Source organism: Micromonospora sp. DT178 (genome assembly GCF_049841695.1).
Lineage (GTDB): Bacteria > Actinomycetota > Actinomycetes > Mycobacteriales > Micromonosporaceae > Micromonospora.
This window is the reverse complement of sequence record NZ_JBNCKV010000021.1, coordinates 20,525-36,680: the sequence shown is the minus strand read 5'-3', so window position 1 is coordinate 36,680 and position 16,156 is coordinate 20,525. Positions and strand designations below refer to the sequence as shown.

Here is a 16,156-nt window from a genome sequence, read left to right as displayed (position 1 = left end):
TGCGCATGGGGGGCGTGTCCGACCACAGCCGGAAGCCCGTCGTTACGCGCCTGTATGAGGGGGACTGTAGCGAAGAGATCAACTCAGCGCCACGATCAGGACCGCGGCTTCGCGGCTGAGCCCTTCACCCGATCCACCGGATAGCGGACCGCCACCTCGTCGAGTTTGGTCATGGCGGCTTCGGCGAGGTCGATGCCGAGCACGTCGGCGAGTCGCGTCAGATAGACCATGACGTCGCCGATCTCGGCCTTGACCCGGGCGCCGGCCTCCGGGTCGGACATCACCTCGGCGGCCTGTTCGGGCGTGAGCCACTGAAACTCGGCAAGCAGTTCACCCACCTCGCCGGCTAGCGCCATGGCCAGGTTCTTGGGTGTGTGGAACTGTTGCCAGTCGCGCTCGTCCGCGAACGCGCGTAGGCGTGCCGTCAAGGGATCCATTCGCGCGATCTTCTCACGCGAATCGTGACCCGTCCTGCACAAGAGGTCAGGCCGTGCCTACGGGGGCTGGTCTGGTCGGCCGCGAGGACGACCGTGGAACGGTCAGGCCCGCGAACCACCGAGCCCGACCGTTCTGTCACAGGTTGACGACCGCGTCCTCGGCGAACGTGAAGAGTCCCGCATCCAAGGTGATCGTCTTCAACTTCGTACCCTTGGGGACGTCGAAGAAGACGTTGGCGCGAACGGAATTGCCAGGGTTGATCTCGTCGAGGAAACCGCTGGCATCGTTGTTGCCGTACATCCCAGCCGTGCCGTCGGCATCGTACTCGCGACCGGCTGCGTCCTGAGCGGTCACGGTGCCGTCGGCGTGGAACAGGTGAGCCGACTTGGTGACGTTCTTGACGGAGATGTTGACCCTGCAGAACACGCCCTGCGCCTTGCGGTTGAGGAACGAGTCGCCTACCTGCGAGATACCGCACTTGACGCTGTTGACGGTGAACTCGAAGTCACCGCCGCGGACCTTGTCACCAACGCGGTACACCTTCGGGCCGGTTGGCTTCGACGAACTCGGCTTGACCGGGGCGGCGGCCGGCGGGGTCGCGGCGGCCGACGGTGCGGGCGACGAGTTGGCCGGGGCTGAATCCGCTGCGTTGCTCGGCCCTGCGCTCGACGACACGCCTGCCGGCTCGGGATCGCCGAGGATCGCGCCAACCATGCCGACGCCGCAGCACAGCGCAACCATGGCGCCGAAACCGATCAGCGTGGGAATCAGCCAGGCCGGCCGCTTTCGTGGAACGGGTGCGGCGGGATACGCCGCAGTTGGCGGGCCGTAGGGCAGGCCGCCGTTGTCGGGCGGGCCTGCGTACGGCTGGTTCTGGCTCGGCTGGCCAGGATCGGTCATGCTTCTGTCCCCACAGGTAGTCCGCGCGGCACCCACCGCGCAAGTCCTGTGAACGGTACTGAGGATGCCATGGCGAACTCGATCACTGTCAGGTCGACGACAACGTCGTGGGCCCAAAGTGGCTGACCGGCCCACTGGTGACCGGTCGCGGTGGGCGGGCGGCTACCGAATAGGGGAACTCGTTCTCTGTTAGGGGGAGGACCGTCGCGACGAATGCGGCACGCTGCCGCCCAAGTGGTGAGGAACGACCGTACGTGGCCCCGCGTCTGATCAGACTGGTTGCTCCTTGTTCGCGCTCCTCGTCAACCAGACGACCTGCCCCTCTCGCGCCTACCTCAGCCTGTTGCCGTGGCGGTACGCGAGCACCCCTCCGGTCAACCAGCCAGGAGTCGGCCTACCGTGGCAGTGGTGCGACCGGGCGGACCGCGGTGAACTGGGAGTGCTCGTACCGGGTGGCAGAGAGAAGCAGCAGCCACTCGTCGCAGCCCTGCCACGGGTAGAGGTCGGCGGCGCCGCCGCGTACGGTCCGGGGTCCGTCGCCGGTGCGCGGCCGGACGTCCGCCGGCGCGTCCGCGAAACCGGGGATCCACACGTCGGCGCAGATCTCACCAGCCGAGCCCATCGCCGCCAGGCCGAAGGCGTTCTCCCCGGCGGCGGTTCTCTCCTCGTCGCCGAAGTCGTCGAGGAGCAGATCCTCGCCGGGTTTGCCGTCGCCGCGGAACGTCAGCGTGGTGGTGCCGGCGCGGGCCGCGTACTCCCACTCGGCCTCGCTGGGCAGCCGGAACGGCAGGGCGTCGAGCAGGTCGTCCAGGTCGTCCTCGAGCCGGGCCGTGCCGGAGTCCTCGTCGGCGTAGCCGTCTTCGTAGTCGGGCAGCCAGTGCTGAACCTGCGCGACCGTCAGTGGGTGCCGGGCGATCAGGAACGGTTCGACCCGCACCTCGCGTACGGGCTGGGCGTCCCCGGCGCCGGCGAAGAAGGGTTCGAGGGTGTCCTCGACTCCTCCACTACGCTCGACGGCGCGTACGGCCTCCAGTTCCGCGTCGGACAGACCCATCCGGAAGGTCCCGCCCGGCACCTCCCGGAAGACCACGCCGGACGCGGTGTGCCGCAGGGCCCGACGCCCGGCCACGATCTCCTCGGTCCACATGGCGCCGAACGCTAGCAGTCGAGACTTTGTGCCCGGGTCGGTGCCAAGCAGTCAGGCGAGACGATCTAGCCCAGCCCAGCACGTTTCGCAACACGGTGCGGCCCAGCCTGCAATTCCTCAGCGGTGCGCAAGAGCGCGAGCAGGATCGACGACGTGCCCGGCTATTGGTACCGACCCGGCCCGCCGCTGTGGCACCTGTCGGCTGCGGCCCGCTCACCAGGTGCCGTCGTCGCGTACGCGGGTCGGCGCCCGGCCGAGCAGCAGGGTGTCAGCGCGGCGTCGATGTCCTCGCCGAGAAACCACTCGCCGGCCTGGTCCAACGCGAAGACCCGCCCCCGCTCGTCGACGGCGAAGATGCTGTTGATCCAGACCTGCTCGCCGGGGCCCCGGCGACTGCTCACGATCGCGGGAGAGACGGCACGTACGCCATCGGGTCCTCTGCGATCTGCTGCTGCGCGCTGGACCGCCGCTGTCGACGCTTGGGGCTGACCTGCGTTCAGTCGTCGCAGCCGACGCCGTCGCCGTCACGGTCGAGGTCGTAGCGGCACTGTCTACGCTCGTTCGGTCAGGATGTCGGCTACGTCGTAGTGCTCCCACCACGATGGCCTGTGCTTGCGGAGAATCCCTCCGGCCCGCGTCAGTAGCAGCCAGTTCCCGTCGAGCATCAGCGCCGCGTCCTCGCTCCGGCCGGCGAGAACTCGTGCCACGGCCGTCACCATGTTCCGAACCCCCGCCTCTGACGGCTGGTTCTTGCGCATGCGGAAACTGATGTTGACGTACTGGTAGGGCTCCCATTCCCACTGGGATCCGTCGTCGTCCTCCGCGTCGTAGTAGCCGTTGCTGCCCGAGTAGACGGCGACCGCGTATCCGTGCCGCTCGTCGAGGTCGGCGCGGAACAGTCGCGGACGACCGGGTTCGGTCGGCTGCTCGGTGGCTTCGGGCGCGGCGAGGTTGGCTACCCGCTCGATCGGGACATTGCCCGCCAGGGTCAGCTGATACTCGATGGCCAAAGGTTGCCGCCCTCCTCAGTTCCGCCGACGACGGTGCGGTACCCGAAGCCGAAACCTAGCAACACGCGCCCCGGCCAGCCACCGCAAGGAACAGCGACGTGACTGCATGTGTACGGCGCGGGCCACGGCGATCGCCCTGCACACAGGAGGCCTCGGACCCGGGTCTTGAAATGATGTCGATCCCTCGATGCCGTTGGTAGGGTGCTGCGGTGCCTCCCCCTTCCACCGTCGGCGCGCCACCGGGCGACCGCTCCCTGACCTCCGAATCCACGCCCTCCACCGCCCGACAGGTGCGGCGCGCACGCTTCAGCGAGTCCGGTCTCGCGTGGCTGATGCTGCTGCCCTCGGTGGGGGTCTTCGCCCTGTTCGTGTTCTGGCCGCTCGGGCGGACGCTGTACCTGTCGGTGCACGGCAACGACATCTTCGGCGCCGCGTCGGAGTACGTCGGCGCGGCGCACTACCGGGACATGCTGTCCGGCGAGTTCGGCAAGGTGCTGGCCACGACGGCGCTGTTCACGCTCTTCTCGGTGGTGCCGGCCGTGCTGGGCGCGCTGTTCGTGGTGCTGCTGCTGGAGGCGCGCATCCGCGGCGTACGGGCGCTGCGCACCGCGTTCGCGCTGCCGTTCGCGTTCTCGGTGGCGACCGCCTCGGTCATCTTCGCCGTCATCTACAACCCGGCGATCGGGGTGGCGAACGGCCTGCTCGGCTCCCTCGGCTTCGACCGGGTCAACTGGCTCACCGACCCGTCGATCGCGCTGCCCGCCGTCTGCGCCGCGACGGTGTGGATGAACTTCGGCTACAACATCCTCGTGCTCTCCGCCGGGGTCTCGGCGATCTCGCCGGAGGTGGTCGAGGCGGCGCGGCTGGACGGCGCGACCGGCTGGCGGCTGGCGTCGCGGATCACCGTGCCGCTGCTCTCCCCGCAGTTGTTCTTCCTCGTCGTGGTGTCCACGATCCACGCCCTGCAGAGCTTCGGCCAGATCCACATCCTGACCAAGGGCGGGCCGGACCAGGCCACCACCACGCTGGTCTACTCGATCTACGAGAAGGCGTTCGCCTTCGGCTCCTCCGACTTCGGCGCGGCCAGCGCGCAGGCCGTCGTGCTGCTGGTCATCATGCTCGGCTGCACGGCCGTCCAATTCGGCGTCCTCGAACGGCGGGTCCACTACCGATGAAAAAGCTCAACCTCGGCCGGGTCGCCGTCTACGTCGTACTTGGCCTGGCCGCGATCCCCGTGCTGTTCCCGGTCTACTACGGGTTCGTCGGCGCCGTGATGGGCCCCGGCGACCTGGCGACCTATCCGCCCGCGCTGGTGCCGAGCGCGCTGCACTGGCAGAACATCACCGACGTGTTCCGGTCGGTGCCGCTCGGCCGCTTCTACGCGAACTCCGCCGTGCAGGCCGGGATCATCACCGTGGCGCAGGTCGTCACCAGCATCTTCGCCGCGTACGCCTTCGCGTTCCTGCGCCTGCCGGCGAAGGCGGCGACGTTCAGCCTCTTCCTCGCCACCCTCATGGTGCCGTGGGAAGCGATCATCATCCCCAACTACCTAGCCATCTCCGACTGGGGCCTGACGCGCGGCGGGCTGACGTACCTCGGTCTGGTGCTGCCCTTCCTCGCCTCGGCGTTCGGCACGTTCCTGCTGCGGCAGGCGTTCCTGCAGTTCCCGACCGAGCTGCGCGACGCCGCGGTGATCGACGGGTGCGGCCACTGGCGGCTGCTGTGGCGGGTCATCGTGCCGCTGTCCAAGCCCTCCATCGCGGCGGTCGGGGTCTACGTCTTCCTGTCGGCGTGGAACCAGTACTTCTGGCCGCTGATCCTGATCCGCGACACCGAGTTCCAGACGCTGCAGATCGGCATCTCCCAGCTCAACGACGCCGAGGCGGCGCAACCGGGTCTCGTCCTCGCCGGCGTCGCGTTGTCGCTGCTACCCACGCTGGCCGTCGTGATCTTCGGCCAGCGCTACATCGTCCGCGGGCTGACCGCCGGGGCGCTGCGTTGAACCATCGAGAAGGAGAACCAATGAGAAGACCTCGGCTCCGCCGTACGGCGGCGGCGTTCGTCGCCGTCGTGGCCGCCGCCGCGCTCACGGCCTGCGGCGACTCCGGGTCCGGCTCCGACGGCGGCAGCGGCGCGCTCGACGCGCCCGGCGCCGAGGTGCTGGAGAAGGCCACGGACAAGACCACGATCGAGTTCTGGCACGCGATGAAGGGGGCCAACGCCACCGCCGTCGACAAGCTCGTGGCGGACTTCAACGCCCAGAGCGGGGGCAAGGTCGAGGTCAAGGCGGTCTTCCAGGGAAGCTACGACGAGACGATCGCGAAGTACAAGGCGTCGGTGCAGCAGAAGAGCACGCCGGCCCTGGTGCAGATCTACGACATTGGCAGCCGCTTCATGGTCGACTCGAAGCAGGTCGTGCCGATGCACAAGTTCATCGAGAAGGACGGCTTCAACGCCGGCGACATCGAGCCGAACATCGCCAGCTACTACTCGGTCGACGGCAAGCTCTGGTCGATGCCGTTCAACTCCTCGACGCCCCTGCTCTACATCAACAAGGAGGCGTTCGAGCGGGCCGGCCTCGACCCGACGAAGCCGCCGAAGGACCTCACCGAGATCGGCGAGCTGGCGAAGAAGCTCACGGTCAAGGACGCCAGCGGCAAGACCGTCCAGTACGGCTTCAACGCCGCCATCTACGGCTGGCTGGTGGAGCAGCTGCTCGCCACCGACGGCAAGGAGTACTGCGACAAGGGCAACGGGCGCAGCGGCCTGGCCACCAAGGTGCAGTTCGACCAGGAGACGGCCGTGCGGGTCGCGCAGTGGTGGACGGACCTGGTGAAGGGCGGCTACGCGACGAACACCGGCCGCAAGACCGACGACGCCCAGGCCGCGTTCAAGTCGGGCACGGTCGCCATGCACCTGGAGTCCACCAGCGTGCTGCGCGGCTACGTCGACGCCGCGAAGGGCAAGTTCACCGTGCTCACCGCCCCGTACCCGAAGGTGAGCGCCTCCTCCACGGGCGGACCGATCATCGGTGGCGCCTCGCTGTGGATCAACGGCGTCAACCACAGCGACAAGGAGAAGCGGGCCGCCTGGGAGTTCGTGAAGTTCGCCTCCGGCCCGGTCGAGCAGGCCAAGTGGCACACCAGCACGGGGTACGTGCCGATCAACGCCAAGGCGCTCGACGAGCAGATCGACAAGGACTGGATGGCGAAGTTCCCCCAGTTCCGCACCGCCGTCGACCAGCTGCACGCGCTGCCGCCGTCGGTCGCGTCGGCCGGCTGCCTGCTGGGCGTGATGCCGCAGGCCCGCAAGGCGTCCGAGGACGGCCTCGAGGCGGCGATCGTCGGCAGCAAGCCCGCCGAGCAGGCCATGAAGGACGCCGCAGCGAGCGTGCAGGGCGCCATCGACAGCTACAACAAGTCGGTCAGCTGACCACCGCACCAAGCTAATCGCCGAGAAGGGCCGGTTCCGCCAGAACCGGCCCTTCTCCGCTGCCGGCCGCCGAACACCGGCGGAGTCGGCGGGAGGACCTCCGCGCGAGCGTCGGCGCATCGCGTACGGCGTGGGGTGCGGGCGGTTCGTAAGGTGGGCCGTGCCGCCGATCGAGGGAGAGACCGTTGTCGCCGTCGTACCGCCCACCCCGTTGGAGCCTGGCAGGGGCAGCCCTGAGTGTGATTCTCGGGCTTACCGCCTGCACCGGGCCACGGGCGGAGCCGCCGGAGCGGCCGGCGCCGCGGGTCGAGGTGACCCAGGAGAGCCTGCGCGGCAGCGAGACCGGAGCGGAGCAGGAGGGCCCGGAGCCGACCTGGTCGGTGACGGCCGACCGGCTCGACCAGCCGTTGACGCAGCTCGGCCAGGTCATCGTCGTGCCGGACGGACGGGAACTGCGGGCGGTGGACCGCTCCACGGGGCAGGACCGCTGGCGTCACCCGTTCCCGGTGAGCTACCAGTACGCGGTCGCCGGCAGTGTGATCGTCGTCAGCGCCAGCAATGGCGGGCCGCTGGAGGTGCTCGACGCCGCCACCGGCGCCACCCGCTGGCGGGCGGAGGACACCCAGGACGTCGTCGTCCAGCAACAGGTCGTGTACGACCGGGAGTGCGTCGGCACCGGACAGTCCGCGAAGTGTGTCGTCATCGCCCGGGACGTCCGCGACGGTCGCCAATTGTGGAAACTGCCCGCCGACCGGTTCGCCCGGGTGAGCGACGAGGCGCTCGGCGTCCGCGCGCCGTATGCCGCGCCGACCCAGCGGTACGTGGCGGCGCGGCTGAACGGGCGTACCTACACGACCGTCGCACCCACCACCGGCAAGGTCGGCGCCGGACGCCTGCCGAGCCGGGCCTGGTACGGCTTTGTCGCCGACGGCCTGCTGGTGACCACCGACAACGATCCGCCCCGGGGCGACCGGCGGTGCACGGTCAGCATCGCCACCGTCGCCGCGGCCACCGGCGCCGGAGGCTGGTCCGGCGAGGTCTTCAGCGGGCGTCGCGAGGACGGAGAGTGTGCCAAGCGACTGGCGCACGACCACAGTGGGCTGTCCCTGATCGGGGCCGGCACCCGGCTCGTCGCGGTCACCGCCGCCGGCCGGCCCCAGGCGGTCGACCTGCGGACCGGCAGGAAGCAGTGGGAGGGCGTCACCTCCGGCGTGCCGATCGACGGGGACGACCGGTCGGTGCTGGTGCGGCGCACCGCCGACGAGGGCGAGCTGGCCCTGCTCGACATGGCCACGGGCGCGATGCGGTGGACCGCGCCGGATCCGGGTTTGTCCGGCACCTCGGCGAGCTGGCGGTCGAGCGTGACGAAACGCCTCGTGGCGGTCAGCGGCGCGGCAGGTGAGCGACCGGTCGTGCTCGTTTACGACGTGTCGACCGGTCGCCAACTCGGCCGGTACCCCGGTTGGCTCGCCGGGGCCGGGGACGACTGGGTCGCGGTCAGCCACTCCGGAGGACCGGACGGGATCGCCCTGGACCTGTACGCCTTCTGAACCGGCCCGCCGGACCGGTCGCGGGCGACGGCCGTGTCCACCACCGGCCCGCGCGCACGGCCGGACCGCCGCGCGCCCGGAGTCAGCCGGCGAACGGCGGCAGCGCCGCGTAGCCGGGGTGCACCTGGACCTGCTGTGCGAGCTGGGCCATCACCTGGCGTACCCGGGTCAGCGGGTGCTGCGGGAACCCGGCGTCGTACGCCGGGTCGTCGGCGACGTGCGACGGCAGGCCGCCCTCGCCCTCGGACCCGTACGGGTGGGGCCTGAAGTAGTTCGCGGGGCCGACCTGGCCCATGACCACCGCCTCCCGCTGGCCGAACCCCGCGCTCTCGGCGGCCTGCACCCGCAGCACCGCGCTGCACGCGGCCTTCGGCACGATGTAGCTGCCCAGGAACGCCTGGCCGTGGGCCTGGTTGGGCAGCTTGACCTTGATGAGCTGGCGAAGTGCCGGCTGGCCGCCGACCGGCATGACGTCGGCCTCGATCAGCGCACCGCCCTGGGCGGCGGCCATCTTCGCCATCCCCCCGCGCAGCGCGGGCGGGTCCGTCAGCGGGGCGGGCAGGTCGGGAACCAGGTTGAAGAAGGACGCCTGGATCACGATCCGCTCGTCGTTGGCCCAGGTGTCCGCGGCCACCTGCTGGAAGCCGGGGAGGAGGAAGTGCGCGAAGGGATGCATGGGCTCCGATCGTGCCAGATGCCGTGGCGCGTGGTCCCCGGCCCACCCGGGCCGGGGACCACGGCGAAACGCGTACTACTTGGCGGCGGCCGACGGCCGCGGCTTGACGCGGAACGAACCCAGGATGATGTGACGCATCCGTACACCTCCTCTCAACTGGTGGTGGTCAGAGACCGGGCGTGGTCGAGGGCGTCCGTCAGTTCGTCCTCGTTCACGACCAGCCGTTCTGTCAGCAGGCAGGTGCCGACCGGCGTCGTCACCAGGCTGCTGCCGGCCCTACGGTGGATGTCCACCCGCGAGCCGGCGCCGGGCCGCTCGTCGAGCGGAAATCCGAAGCTCAGCCTGTGTACGCCCGCCCGGCCCGGGCGGCGCATGTCCTTTTCCCGGCGCGCCAGCGGCCGCAGCGCCTCGGCGGTGCGGCGCCACCGCTCGGACACGCTCACCCACTCGTCCGTGCGGACGATGAGCTGACGCAGCTCGGGTGCGAGCGCCAGGCGCGCGGCGTGCTCGCAGACCACCTCGGTCAGGCCGTCGCCCAGCCGTTGCTCCAGCGCCTCGGCCAGCACCAGCAGATCCAGCAGGTCCTTGATCCGGTACTTGCGCTGGAAGCGCTCCTCGGCCACGGCGAAGAGCCCGCACAGGTCGTCCTGTTCCACCGGCGCGACCCGCACCGGGACCCCACGAAGGTCGCCGGCAAAGGTGAAGGTGGTGACGTCGGCGCCCATCGGCTTGTCCAGGTGCGCCTCGGCCGCGGGCCACTTCATCGCCACGCCGACGTGCACCTCGTCGGGCCCTTCCAGGATGCTGACCGCCTGGGGTACGGCCCCGCAGCGGTCGACCAGATCCCGTACGCAGGACCACAGGACATCCTGGTTCGGGGCGAACAGGTCGACGTCTCCCGACTGCCGCAGCAGGCCACCGGGATAGCGTCGGGCGATGCACGGGCCCTTGAGGACCGTCGCACCGTAGCGGCCGGCCAGCTCGGCGCCGGTCGCGTGGAGGGTCTCGACGCGCCGCTCCCAGCGGCGCAGGTACGCGCCCTCCGCCTCGTTGAGCTCGAGACCCCGGGCCACGGCGGACGAGAGCCAGGTGGCCAGAATTCCCTTGCGGTTGGCCATGTCGGCGACCCGCCAGGTCGGCAGATCCGGCGGTGCTCCGAGCAGGCGGTCCACGACGTCGAGCTCGACCATGGGTTTCAGCAGCCTTACCGCGAGAACGGATCGATCTGCCGCAGGGTCCCGTCGACGGCCATATTTTCTCGATATCCGGAGGCCGGGCCGGGCGCGGGAGGGCTCCTGAGGACCGGCCGTACCGCAGCCCGCCGTCGGCGAGGCCTGCGACGCAGCGGGCGCCCGCACCGGCACGGACGCGGAACGCGTCCGCACCGGTACGGGCGCCCGGTGGACGAGCGGGCCGGCGCGACGCGCCACGGCGAGGTCCTCGCCGTGGCGCGCCTCCGTCAGCGCACGTGGGCCTCGATGGCCTCGATGATGCGCGGTCGCAGTTCCGCCGCGCGGATGACGGCGTCGACGGAGCCGACCTCGACCGCCCGCTGGATGTTGTGCACCCGGTCGAACTCGGCGGCCACCTCGCCCAGCTTCTCCACGCGCACCGTCGAGCGCAGCTCGTCGAGCTCCGCGGTCAGCGCCGCGCGGTCGGTGCCGGAGGCGGCCGCGACGCGGGCCTCCAGCTCCCGCACGCGCAGGTCGGCCGCGGTACGGGCGTTGACGTCGCCGGAGAACACCACGGCGGCGGCGGGGGCGCCGCCGAGCACCGAGGCGAACGAGCCTTCCAGCGCGAGCACGGTCATGTTCGGGTTCAGCGCCTTCGAGAACACCACGAACGCGCCCCCGTGGTACCGCGAGATCACGCAGAACACGATGGGCCCGCGGAAGTTCACGATCGCGCGGCCGATCTCGGCGCCGTACTCCAGCTGGAGGTTGCGCATCGACTCGGGCGAGCCGTCGAAGCCCGACAGGTTCGCCAGCACCACCAGCGGCCGGTTGCCGCTGGCCGCGTTGATCGCCCGCGCGGCCTTCTTCGACGACCGCGGGAACAACGTGCCCGCGGTGTAGGTGTCCGGACCGTCGGTGGGCGGGAAACCGCGCCGCGGCACCGACCGTGACTCGATGCCGATCAGGCACACCGGCATGCCACCCAGGTGTACGTCCTGCACCGCCACGGTCTCCGCGTCGGCCATGCCCGCCCACCGTTCCAGCACCGGGTGGTCCTGGTCGGAGAGCGCCCGCATCACCGTCCGGATGTCGAACGGCTTCTTGCGGTCCGGGTTGGCCTCGGCGGAGAAGATCTCGCCGACGGTGGTGAAGTCGCTGCCCGTCACGACGTGCGGGAAGTCGGAGATGTCGCGGTCGACGGGGTCGGTCGTCCGCGCCCGCCGCGGCCCCTGCTCGCCGGGTGCGACGTACGTGTGCTGGTAGTGCGCCATCAGCACGTCCCGCGCGGCGGCCAGGTTCGGCGCCCAGTACTGCGCCTGCCCGTTCGGGCCCATCACCCGGTCGTAGCCGCCGATGCCGAAGTTGTCCTCGGCCGAGACCCCGCCGGAGAAGTCGAGCGACTGCTTGCCGGTGAGCACCATCGCCGAGTCGGGCGTCATCACCAGGATGCCCTTGGTGTGCATCAGCATCGTCGCCTCGGCGTTCCAGTACGGCTGCGCGCCGACGGTGATGCCCGCGACCACGATGTTGATCTCGCCGCCGTCCTGGGTGAACTCGACGATCCGCTTGAGCGCCGCGGCCACCCAGTCCATGTTCTCCGTGCCCGACTGCATGGAGATCCGGGCGCCCGCGGACAACGCGTACCACTCCAGCGGCACCTGCATCCGCTCGGCCAGGTCCAGCGCGGCGATCACGCGGCGGCACTCCGGCTCCGACAGCGCGCCGAGCGCCTTCGTCGGGTCGCCGAGCAGCACGACCCGGGTGACGCCCTGTGGGTGCCGCCGGGTCGGCGTGGTCACCACGCCCGCCACGATCGCCGCGCTGTTGCGCCCCTTCGGCCGGTCGACCGGCACCAGCGCGTGGTTCTCGTCGAGGTCGTGCTCGACGAACGTGCCGAGCAGGCCGGTCAGCTCGTACGGGTAGACCGCGTTGCGGCTGCTCGCACGCAGCACCTTCTGCCGGTAGTCGTCGAGCGGCTCGACCGGCTCGTCCGACGGCTCGCCGACGGTCAGCGCGGTGCCGCCGGTGGCGTCGAACGAGACGCGTACGGCGATCTTGGTCAGCTCGCCGGTCCTGCGGTCGCGCTGCCGGGCGATGAACAGGATCTCCTCCAGCCCGGCGCCCGCGGTCGTGGGCAGCACCCGCCGGGCGATCATCTCCAGCTCCGCGCGGGTGAGGTCGCTCGGCGGCCAGACGTAGACCACGATCCGGTTGGTGCTGAAGCGCTTCCTCGACGGCCGCCGCGACTGGGCGCGGCGGATCGAGTCGAGACAGGTGGCGAGCACGTCCTCGGCCGTGGGCAGTGCCACCAGCCTGCCGTCGTGCTCGCGCAGCTCGGTCAGGTCGCGCACCTGCGCGAACGCGACGAGGCGGTCGTCCGACGGGTTCTCCCGCGCCACGCACTGGAAGAGGTAGACCTCCTCGTCCGACGACGGCAGCCGGGTGAGGTCGAACTTGCTCAGCCGCTCCATCTGCATCCGCTGCGCGATGTACGGGTGCAGCCCGCGGATCAGCCGCTCCTCGACCATCCCGAGGGTCGACGGGCGGAACGTGAAGTGGTGGTGCATCACCGCGCCGCTGCGACCCGCGACGGTGGTGGTGAGCCTGCGGACCTGGTTCGGCAGCGGGTGCGCGCTGACGACCTCGTGCAGCGCGGCCGCCATCGCGTCGAAGTCCGCCGGCTGGTTCTCCCAGGCCAGGTAGATGTCGACGTCGATCGCGTCGTGGCCGCCGGCCAGCTCCGCGAGGCCACGCAGTGCGCTGCCCAGCGCGTCGAAGCCCACGGCGGCGGAGACCACGCACGAGCCCGTCCGCTCGGCGACGACGAACGTGCAGCCCTCGCCCTCGCTGGTGCGTACGCCGGTGAGGTCCTTGTTGCCGTAGTACCGCCGGGTCAGCACCTCCAGCATGACCGCGTTGTCGAGGTCGTCGCGCACGAGCCGCTGACCGAGCAGCCGCACCAGCGGCTCGGTGGAGCGCACCATCTCGGCGATGCGCTCGGCGCGGTCCGGCGCGTCCGGGTGCGCGTCCAGGTGGCGCAGGTGCCGGCGTACGTCGGCGTAGACGCGGGCGCGGTTGCGGCGCAGCAGCGGCTGGGCGAACCAGGCGAACACCACGCCGCGCGCGAGGTCGCAGACCACGGGGAAGCGGACCTGCGTCGCGGCCACCAGCCGCTCCAGCGCGAGACCGGCGGGCTCGCGCAGCGACTCGTCCGGCGGCGGCTCCCGCAGCCAGGCGCGCAGCAGCGTCGCGACGACCGTGGCGTCGGCGGAGGCGCGTTGCAGGGCGAGGAAGATCCGGAACACGGCGGCTTCGAGCGCGGGGGAGCGCTCCAGCTCGGTGACGCCGTAGTGCGCGAGCGCCTTGGCGAGCTTGGCCTGGAAGGCCTCCGGCAGCCCGGCCCGGTCGACGTCGAGGTACTGCAGGTAGGTGTGGAAGTACTCGCGGGCGCTCGGCACGTGGCCGGCGCCGCCGCCGTCCTCGCCCGTCGGCCGGTTGCGGCTGAGCTCGGTGAGGTCGGCGAACACGTCGATGAGGCCGAGTTCCTCGGCCAGCGGCCGGTGGCCGTCCTCGGTGGCCGCCCGGCGGGCGGCGAGGTAGTCGTCGAGCAGCCGGCGCTCGTCGTGCGGGTCGACGTCGAAGCCGAGCAACAGGCTGCGCAGGTCCTCCTGACCGCGCGTGGCGCGTTCCCGCGCCGGGATGCTCGCGGGCGCGGCGGGCAGGTCCAGCTCGACGGACTCGGTCGCCGCGGCCTCCCCGGCCTCGGCGTCGTCGGCGAGCGGCTCCAGCCGCAGCAGCGGCGCGCCGGTCTCCACCTGGGTGCCGACGGACACGACGCATTCCTTCAGCCGCGCCTTGAACGGCGCCCGCAGCACCGTCTCCATCTTCATGCTCTCCAGCACCAGCACCGGCGCGCCCGCCTCGACCTCGGCGCCGACCTTGAGCGGCGTGGCGACGACCAGCGCGGGCATGGGCGAACGCAGGACACCGCCCTCGTCGCGGGTGACCCGGTGCGCCACGCCGTCCACCTCGACCAGGTGGATCGGCCCGTGCGTGCCGATGAGCAGGCGGTACCGGGTGCCGTTGACGACGATCTGCCCGGTGTGCCGGTCGAAGCGCTCCAGCTCGACGTCGGCGGTGCGCACTGCGCCGCCCGCTTCGACGCCGACGCGGAACCGGTGCGCGCCGACCCGCGCGACGCGCACGCGGTAGCCGACGCCGCGCAGCTTGAGGTCCAGCGGCCGGCCGCTCTCGTGCTGCACCTGCGGGCGTCCGCCGAACGCCGTCGACAGCAGCCGCTGCCGCTCGACGCGTTCCTCCTCCTCGTACGCCTCGATGGCGGCGGCCGCCAGCGCGACGGCGGAGTGCCGGTGCGTGACGAGCCTGCCCTCGCCCCGGACGCGGTCGATCCAGCCGGTGTCCGCGCTGGCGTCGATCACCTCGGGCTGGTCGAGCAGGTCGAGCACGAAGCTCTTGTTCGTCGCGCCGCCCTCGATGATCACCGTGGTCTGCGCCATCGCGCGGCGCAGCCGGCCGAGCGCCTCGTCGCGGTCGCGGCCGTACGCGATGATCTTCGCGATCATGGAGTCGAAGTCGGCGGGGATGGTGTCGCCCTCGCTGACGCCGGTGTCCACGCGGATGCCGGGCCCGGCCGGCAGGTCCAGCCGCGCGATGCGGCCGGGGGAGGGCGCGAAGTCGCGGTCGGGGTCCTCGGCGTTCAGCCGGGCCTCGATGGCGTGCCCGCGCTCCACCGGCGGCTCGCCCTCGAGCCGCCCGCCCGAGGCCACGTGCAGCTGCGCCCGGACCAGGTCGAACCCGGTGGTGGACTCGGTGATCGGGTGCTCGACCTGCAGGCGGGTGTTGACCTCCAGGAACGCGAACAGCCGGTCGCCGGGGTGGTAGAGGAACTCGACGGTCGCCGCGCCGCGGTAGCCGACCGCGACGGCGAGCCGTTCGGCCGACGCCTTGAGCTCGGCGGTCTGCTCAGGACCGAGCACCGGCGACGCCGACTCCTCGATGACCTTCTGGTTGCGCCGCTGCACGGAGCAGTCGCGGACCCCGAGCGCCCACGCGGTGCCCTGGCCGTCGGCGATCACCTGGACCTCGACGTGCCGGGCGCCGGTGACCAGGCGTTCCAGGAACACGACGCCGCTGCCGAACGCCCGCGCGGCCTCCTGGCTGGTGCGCTCGTAGGCGTCGGCCAGCTCCGCCTCGTTGGTGATCACGCGGATGCCGCGTCCGCCGCCACCCGCGGTCGCCTTGAGCATCAGCGGGTAGCCGATCTCGGCCGCCGCCGCCAGGGCGGCGTCCAGGGTCTCGACCGCGCCGCGGCTCCACGGCGCGACGGGCACGCCGACCTCCTCGGCGATGAGCTTCGCGCCGATCTTGTCGCCGAGCTTGCGCATGGCGTCCGGGCTCGGTCCGACGAAGGTGACGCCGACCCTCTCGCACAGCTCCGCGAACGCCGGGTCCTCGGCGACGAAGCCCCAGCCGACCCACGCGGCGTCGGCCCCGGTCTCCACCAGTGCGCGCTCCAGCACCTTCAGGTCGAGGTACGGGCGCGCGGACGCGGGACCGAGGTCGTAGGACAGGTCCGCCTCGCGGACGAAGGTGGCCGTACGGTCGACGTCGGTGTGCAGGGCGACGGTCTCGATCCGTGTCCCGGTCTCCGCGGCGATGTCCCGTACGGCGTGGATGAGCCGCATGGCGGCCTCACCACGGTTGACGATGGCGACACGACTGAACACCGATCGAGCCCTCCTTTTAGACAAATGATGCGGGGCGCCGCAACGCGGCGGCACCTTCGGCAGTGTCCACCCTTCCGCCTG

The 16,156-nt window shown here is 71.2% G+C and carries 12 protein-coding genes; 4 read left to right on the top strand and 8 right to left on the bottom strand.

The genetic code is table 11. The features are described from left to right. Positions 1-95: 95 nt before the first annotated feature. The 5 genes from ACLQ22_RS28400 to ACLQ22_RS28380 form a co-directional block, all read right to left on the bottom strand. On the bottom strand, positions 96-437 hold the full coding sequence (locus ACLQ22_RS28400) for a nucleotide pyrophosphohydrolase (RefSeq protein ID WP_425695003.1): 342 nt from the start codon (positions 435-437) through the stop codon (positions 96-98). Positions 438-573: 136 nt separating this feature from the next. Further along, positions 574-1,338: a DUF4352 domain-containing protein gene (locus ACLQ22_RS28395; protein ID WP_425695002.1), complete on the bottom strand. Its 765-nt coding sequence runs from the start codon at positions 1,336-1,338 to the stop codon at positions 574-576. A gap of 394 nt (positions 1,339-1,732) precedes the next feature. Then, entirely contained in the window at positions 1,733-2,485 is a 753-nt protein-coding gene (locus tag ACLQ22_RS28390) for a formylglycine-generating enzyme family protein (RefSeq protein WP_425695001.1), read from the bottom strand. A gap of 161 nt (positions 2,486-2,646) precedes the next feature. Then, positions 2,647-2,886, bottom strand: coding sequence for an SUKH-3 domain-containing protein (locus ACLQ22_RS28385; protein ID WP_425695000.1), 240 nt, complete (start codon positions 2,884-2,886; stop codon positions 2,647-2,649). A 150-nt stretch (positions 2,887-3,036) separates the two neighbouring features. Further along, a complete protein-coding gene (locus ACLQ22_RS28380) occupies positions 3,037-3,495 on the bottom strand; it encodes a SitI3 family protein (RefSeq protein WP_425694999.1) in 459 nt (152 codons plus the stop codon). Between the two features lie 209 nt (positions 3,496-3,704). Between ACLQ22_RS28380 and ACLQ22_RS28375 the strand changes: the two genes are divergently transcribed. The 4 genes from ACLQ22_RS28375 to ACLQ22_RS28360 all read left to right on the top strand — a co-directional run bounded on the left by ACLQ22_RS28375 (position 3,705) and on the right by ACLQ22_RS28360 (position 8,477). Continuing rightward, a complete protein-coding gene (locus ACLQ22_RS28375; protein WP_416613066.1) occupies positions 3,705-4,670 on the top strand; it encodes a carbohydrate ABC transporter permease in 966 nt (321 codons plus the stop codon). Beyond that, complete coding sequence (locus ACLQ22_RS28370) at positions 4,667-5,497, top strand: carbohydrate ABC transporter permease (RefSeq protein ID WP_151454906.1); 831 nt, start codon at positions 4,667-4,669, stop codon at positions 5,495-5,497. The genes ACLQ22_RS28375 and ACLQ22_RS28370 overlap by 4 nt, the downstream gene beginning before the upstream one ends. Positions 5,498-5,517: 20 nt before the next feature. Beyond that, entirely contained in the window at positions 5,518-6,927 is a 1,410-nt protein-coding gene (locus ACLQ22_RS28365; protein ID WP_425694998.1) for an ABC transporter substrate-binding protein, read from the top strand. 239 nt (positions 6,928-7,166) lie between these two features. Continuing rightward, complete coding sequence (locus ACLQ22_RS28360) at positions 7,167-8,477, top strand: PQQ-binding-like beta-propeller repeat protein (protein ID WP_425694997.1); 1,311 nt, start codon at positions 7,167-7,169, stop codon at positions 8,475-8,477. A gap of 82 nt (positions 8,478-8,559) precedes the next feature. Here ACLQ22_RS28360 and ACLQ22_RS28355 read toward each other — a convergent pair whose 3' ends face one another. The 3 genes from ACLQ22_RS28355 to ACLQ22_RS28345 form a co-directional block, all read right to left on the bottom strand. Further along, positions 8,560-9,153: a hypothetical protein gene (locus ACLQ22_RS28355; RefSeq protein ID WP_425694996.1), complete on the bottom strand. Its 594-nt coding sequence runs from the start codon at positions 9,151-9,153 to the stop codon at positions 8,560-8,562. A gap of 152 nt (positions 9,154-9,305) precedes the next feature. Beyond that, positions 9,306-10,343 carry a hypothetical protein gene (locus ACLQ22_RS28350; protein ID WP_425694995.1) on the bottom strand — a complete coding sequence of 346 codons (1,038 nt, stop codon included), beginning with the start codon at positions 10,341-10,343 and terminating at the stop codon, positions 9,306-9,308. A gap of 269 nt (positions 10,344-10,612) precedes the next feature. After that, entirely contained in the window at positions 10,613-16,075 is a 5,463-nt protein-coding gene (locus tag ACLQ22_RS28345) for a carboxyl transferase domain-containing protein (RefSeq protein ID WP_425694994.1), read from the bottom strand. Positions 16,076-16,156: the final 81 nt, after the last annotated feature.

What these genes read in the sequence shown, in the direction of transcription:
- ACLQ22_RS28400 (WP_425695003.1), bottom strand. Translation starts at nt 437, where the DNA reads ATGGATCCCTTGACGGCACGCCTACGCGCGTTCGCGGACGAGCGCGAC.
- ACLQ22_RS28395 (WP_425695002.1), bottom strand. Translation starts at nt 1,338, where the DNA reads ATGACCGATCCTGGCCAGCCGAGCCAGAACCAGCCGTACGCAGGCCCG.
- ACLQ22_RS28390 (WP_425695001.1), bottom strand. Translation starts at nt 2,485, where the DNA reads ATGTGGACCGAGGAGATCGTGGCCGGGCGTCGGGCCCTGCGGCACACC.
- ACLQ22_RS28370 (WP_151454906.1), top strand. Translation starts at nt 4,667, where the DNA reads ATGAAAAAGCTCAACCTCGGCCGGGTCGCCGTCTACGTCGTACTTGGC.
- ACLQ22_RS28365 (WP_425694998.1), top strand. Translation starts at nt 5,518, where the DNA reads ATGAGAAGACCTCGGCTCCGCCGTACGGCGGCGGCGTTCGTCGCCGTC.
- ACLQ22_RS28355 (WP_425694996.1), bottom strand. Translation starts at nt 9,153, where the DNA reads ATGCATCCCTTCGCGCACTTCCTCCTCCCCGGCTTCCAGCAGGTGGCC.
- ACLQ22_RS28350 (WP_425694995.1), bottom strand. Translation starts at nt 10,343, where the DNA reads ATGGTCGAGCTCGACGTCGTGGACCGCCTGCTCGGAGCACCGCCGGAT.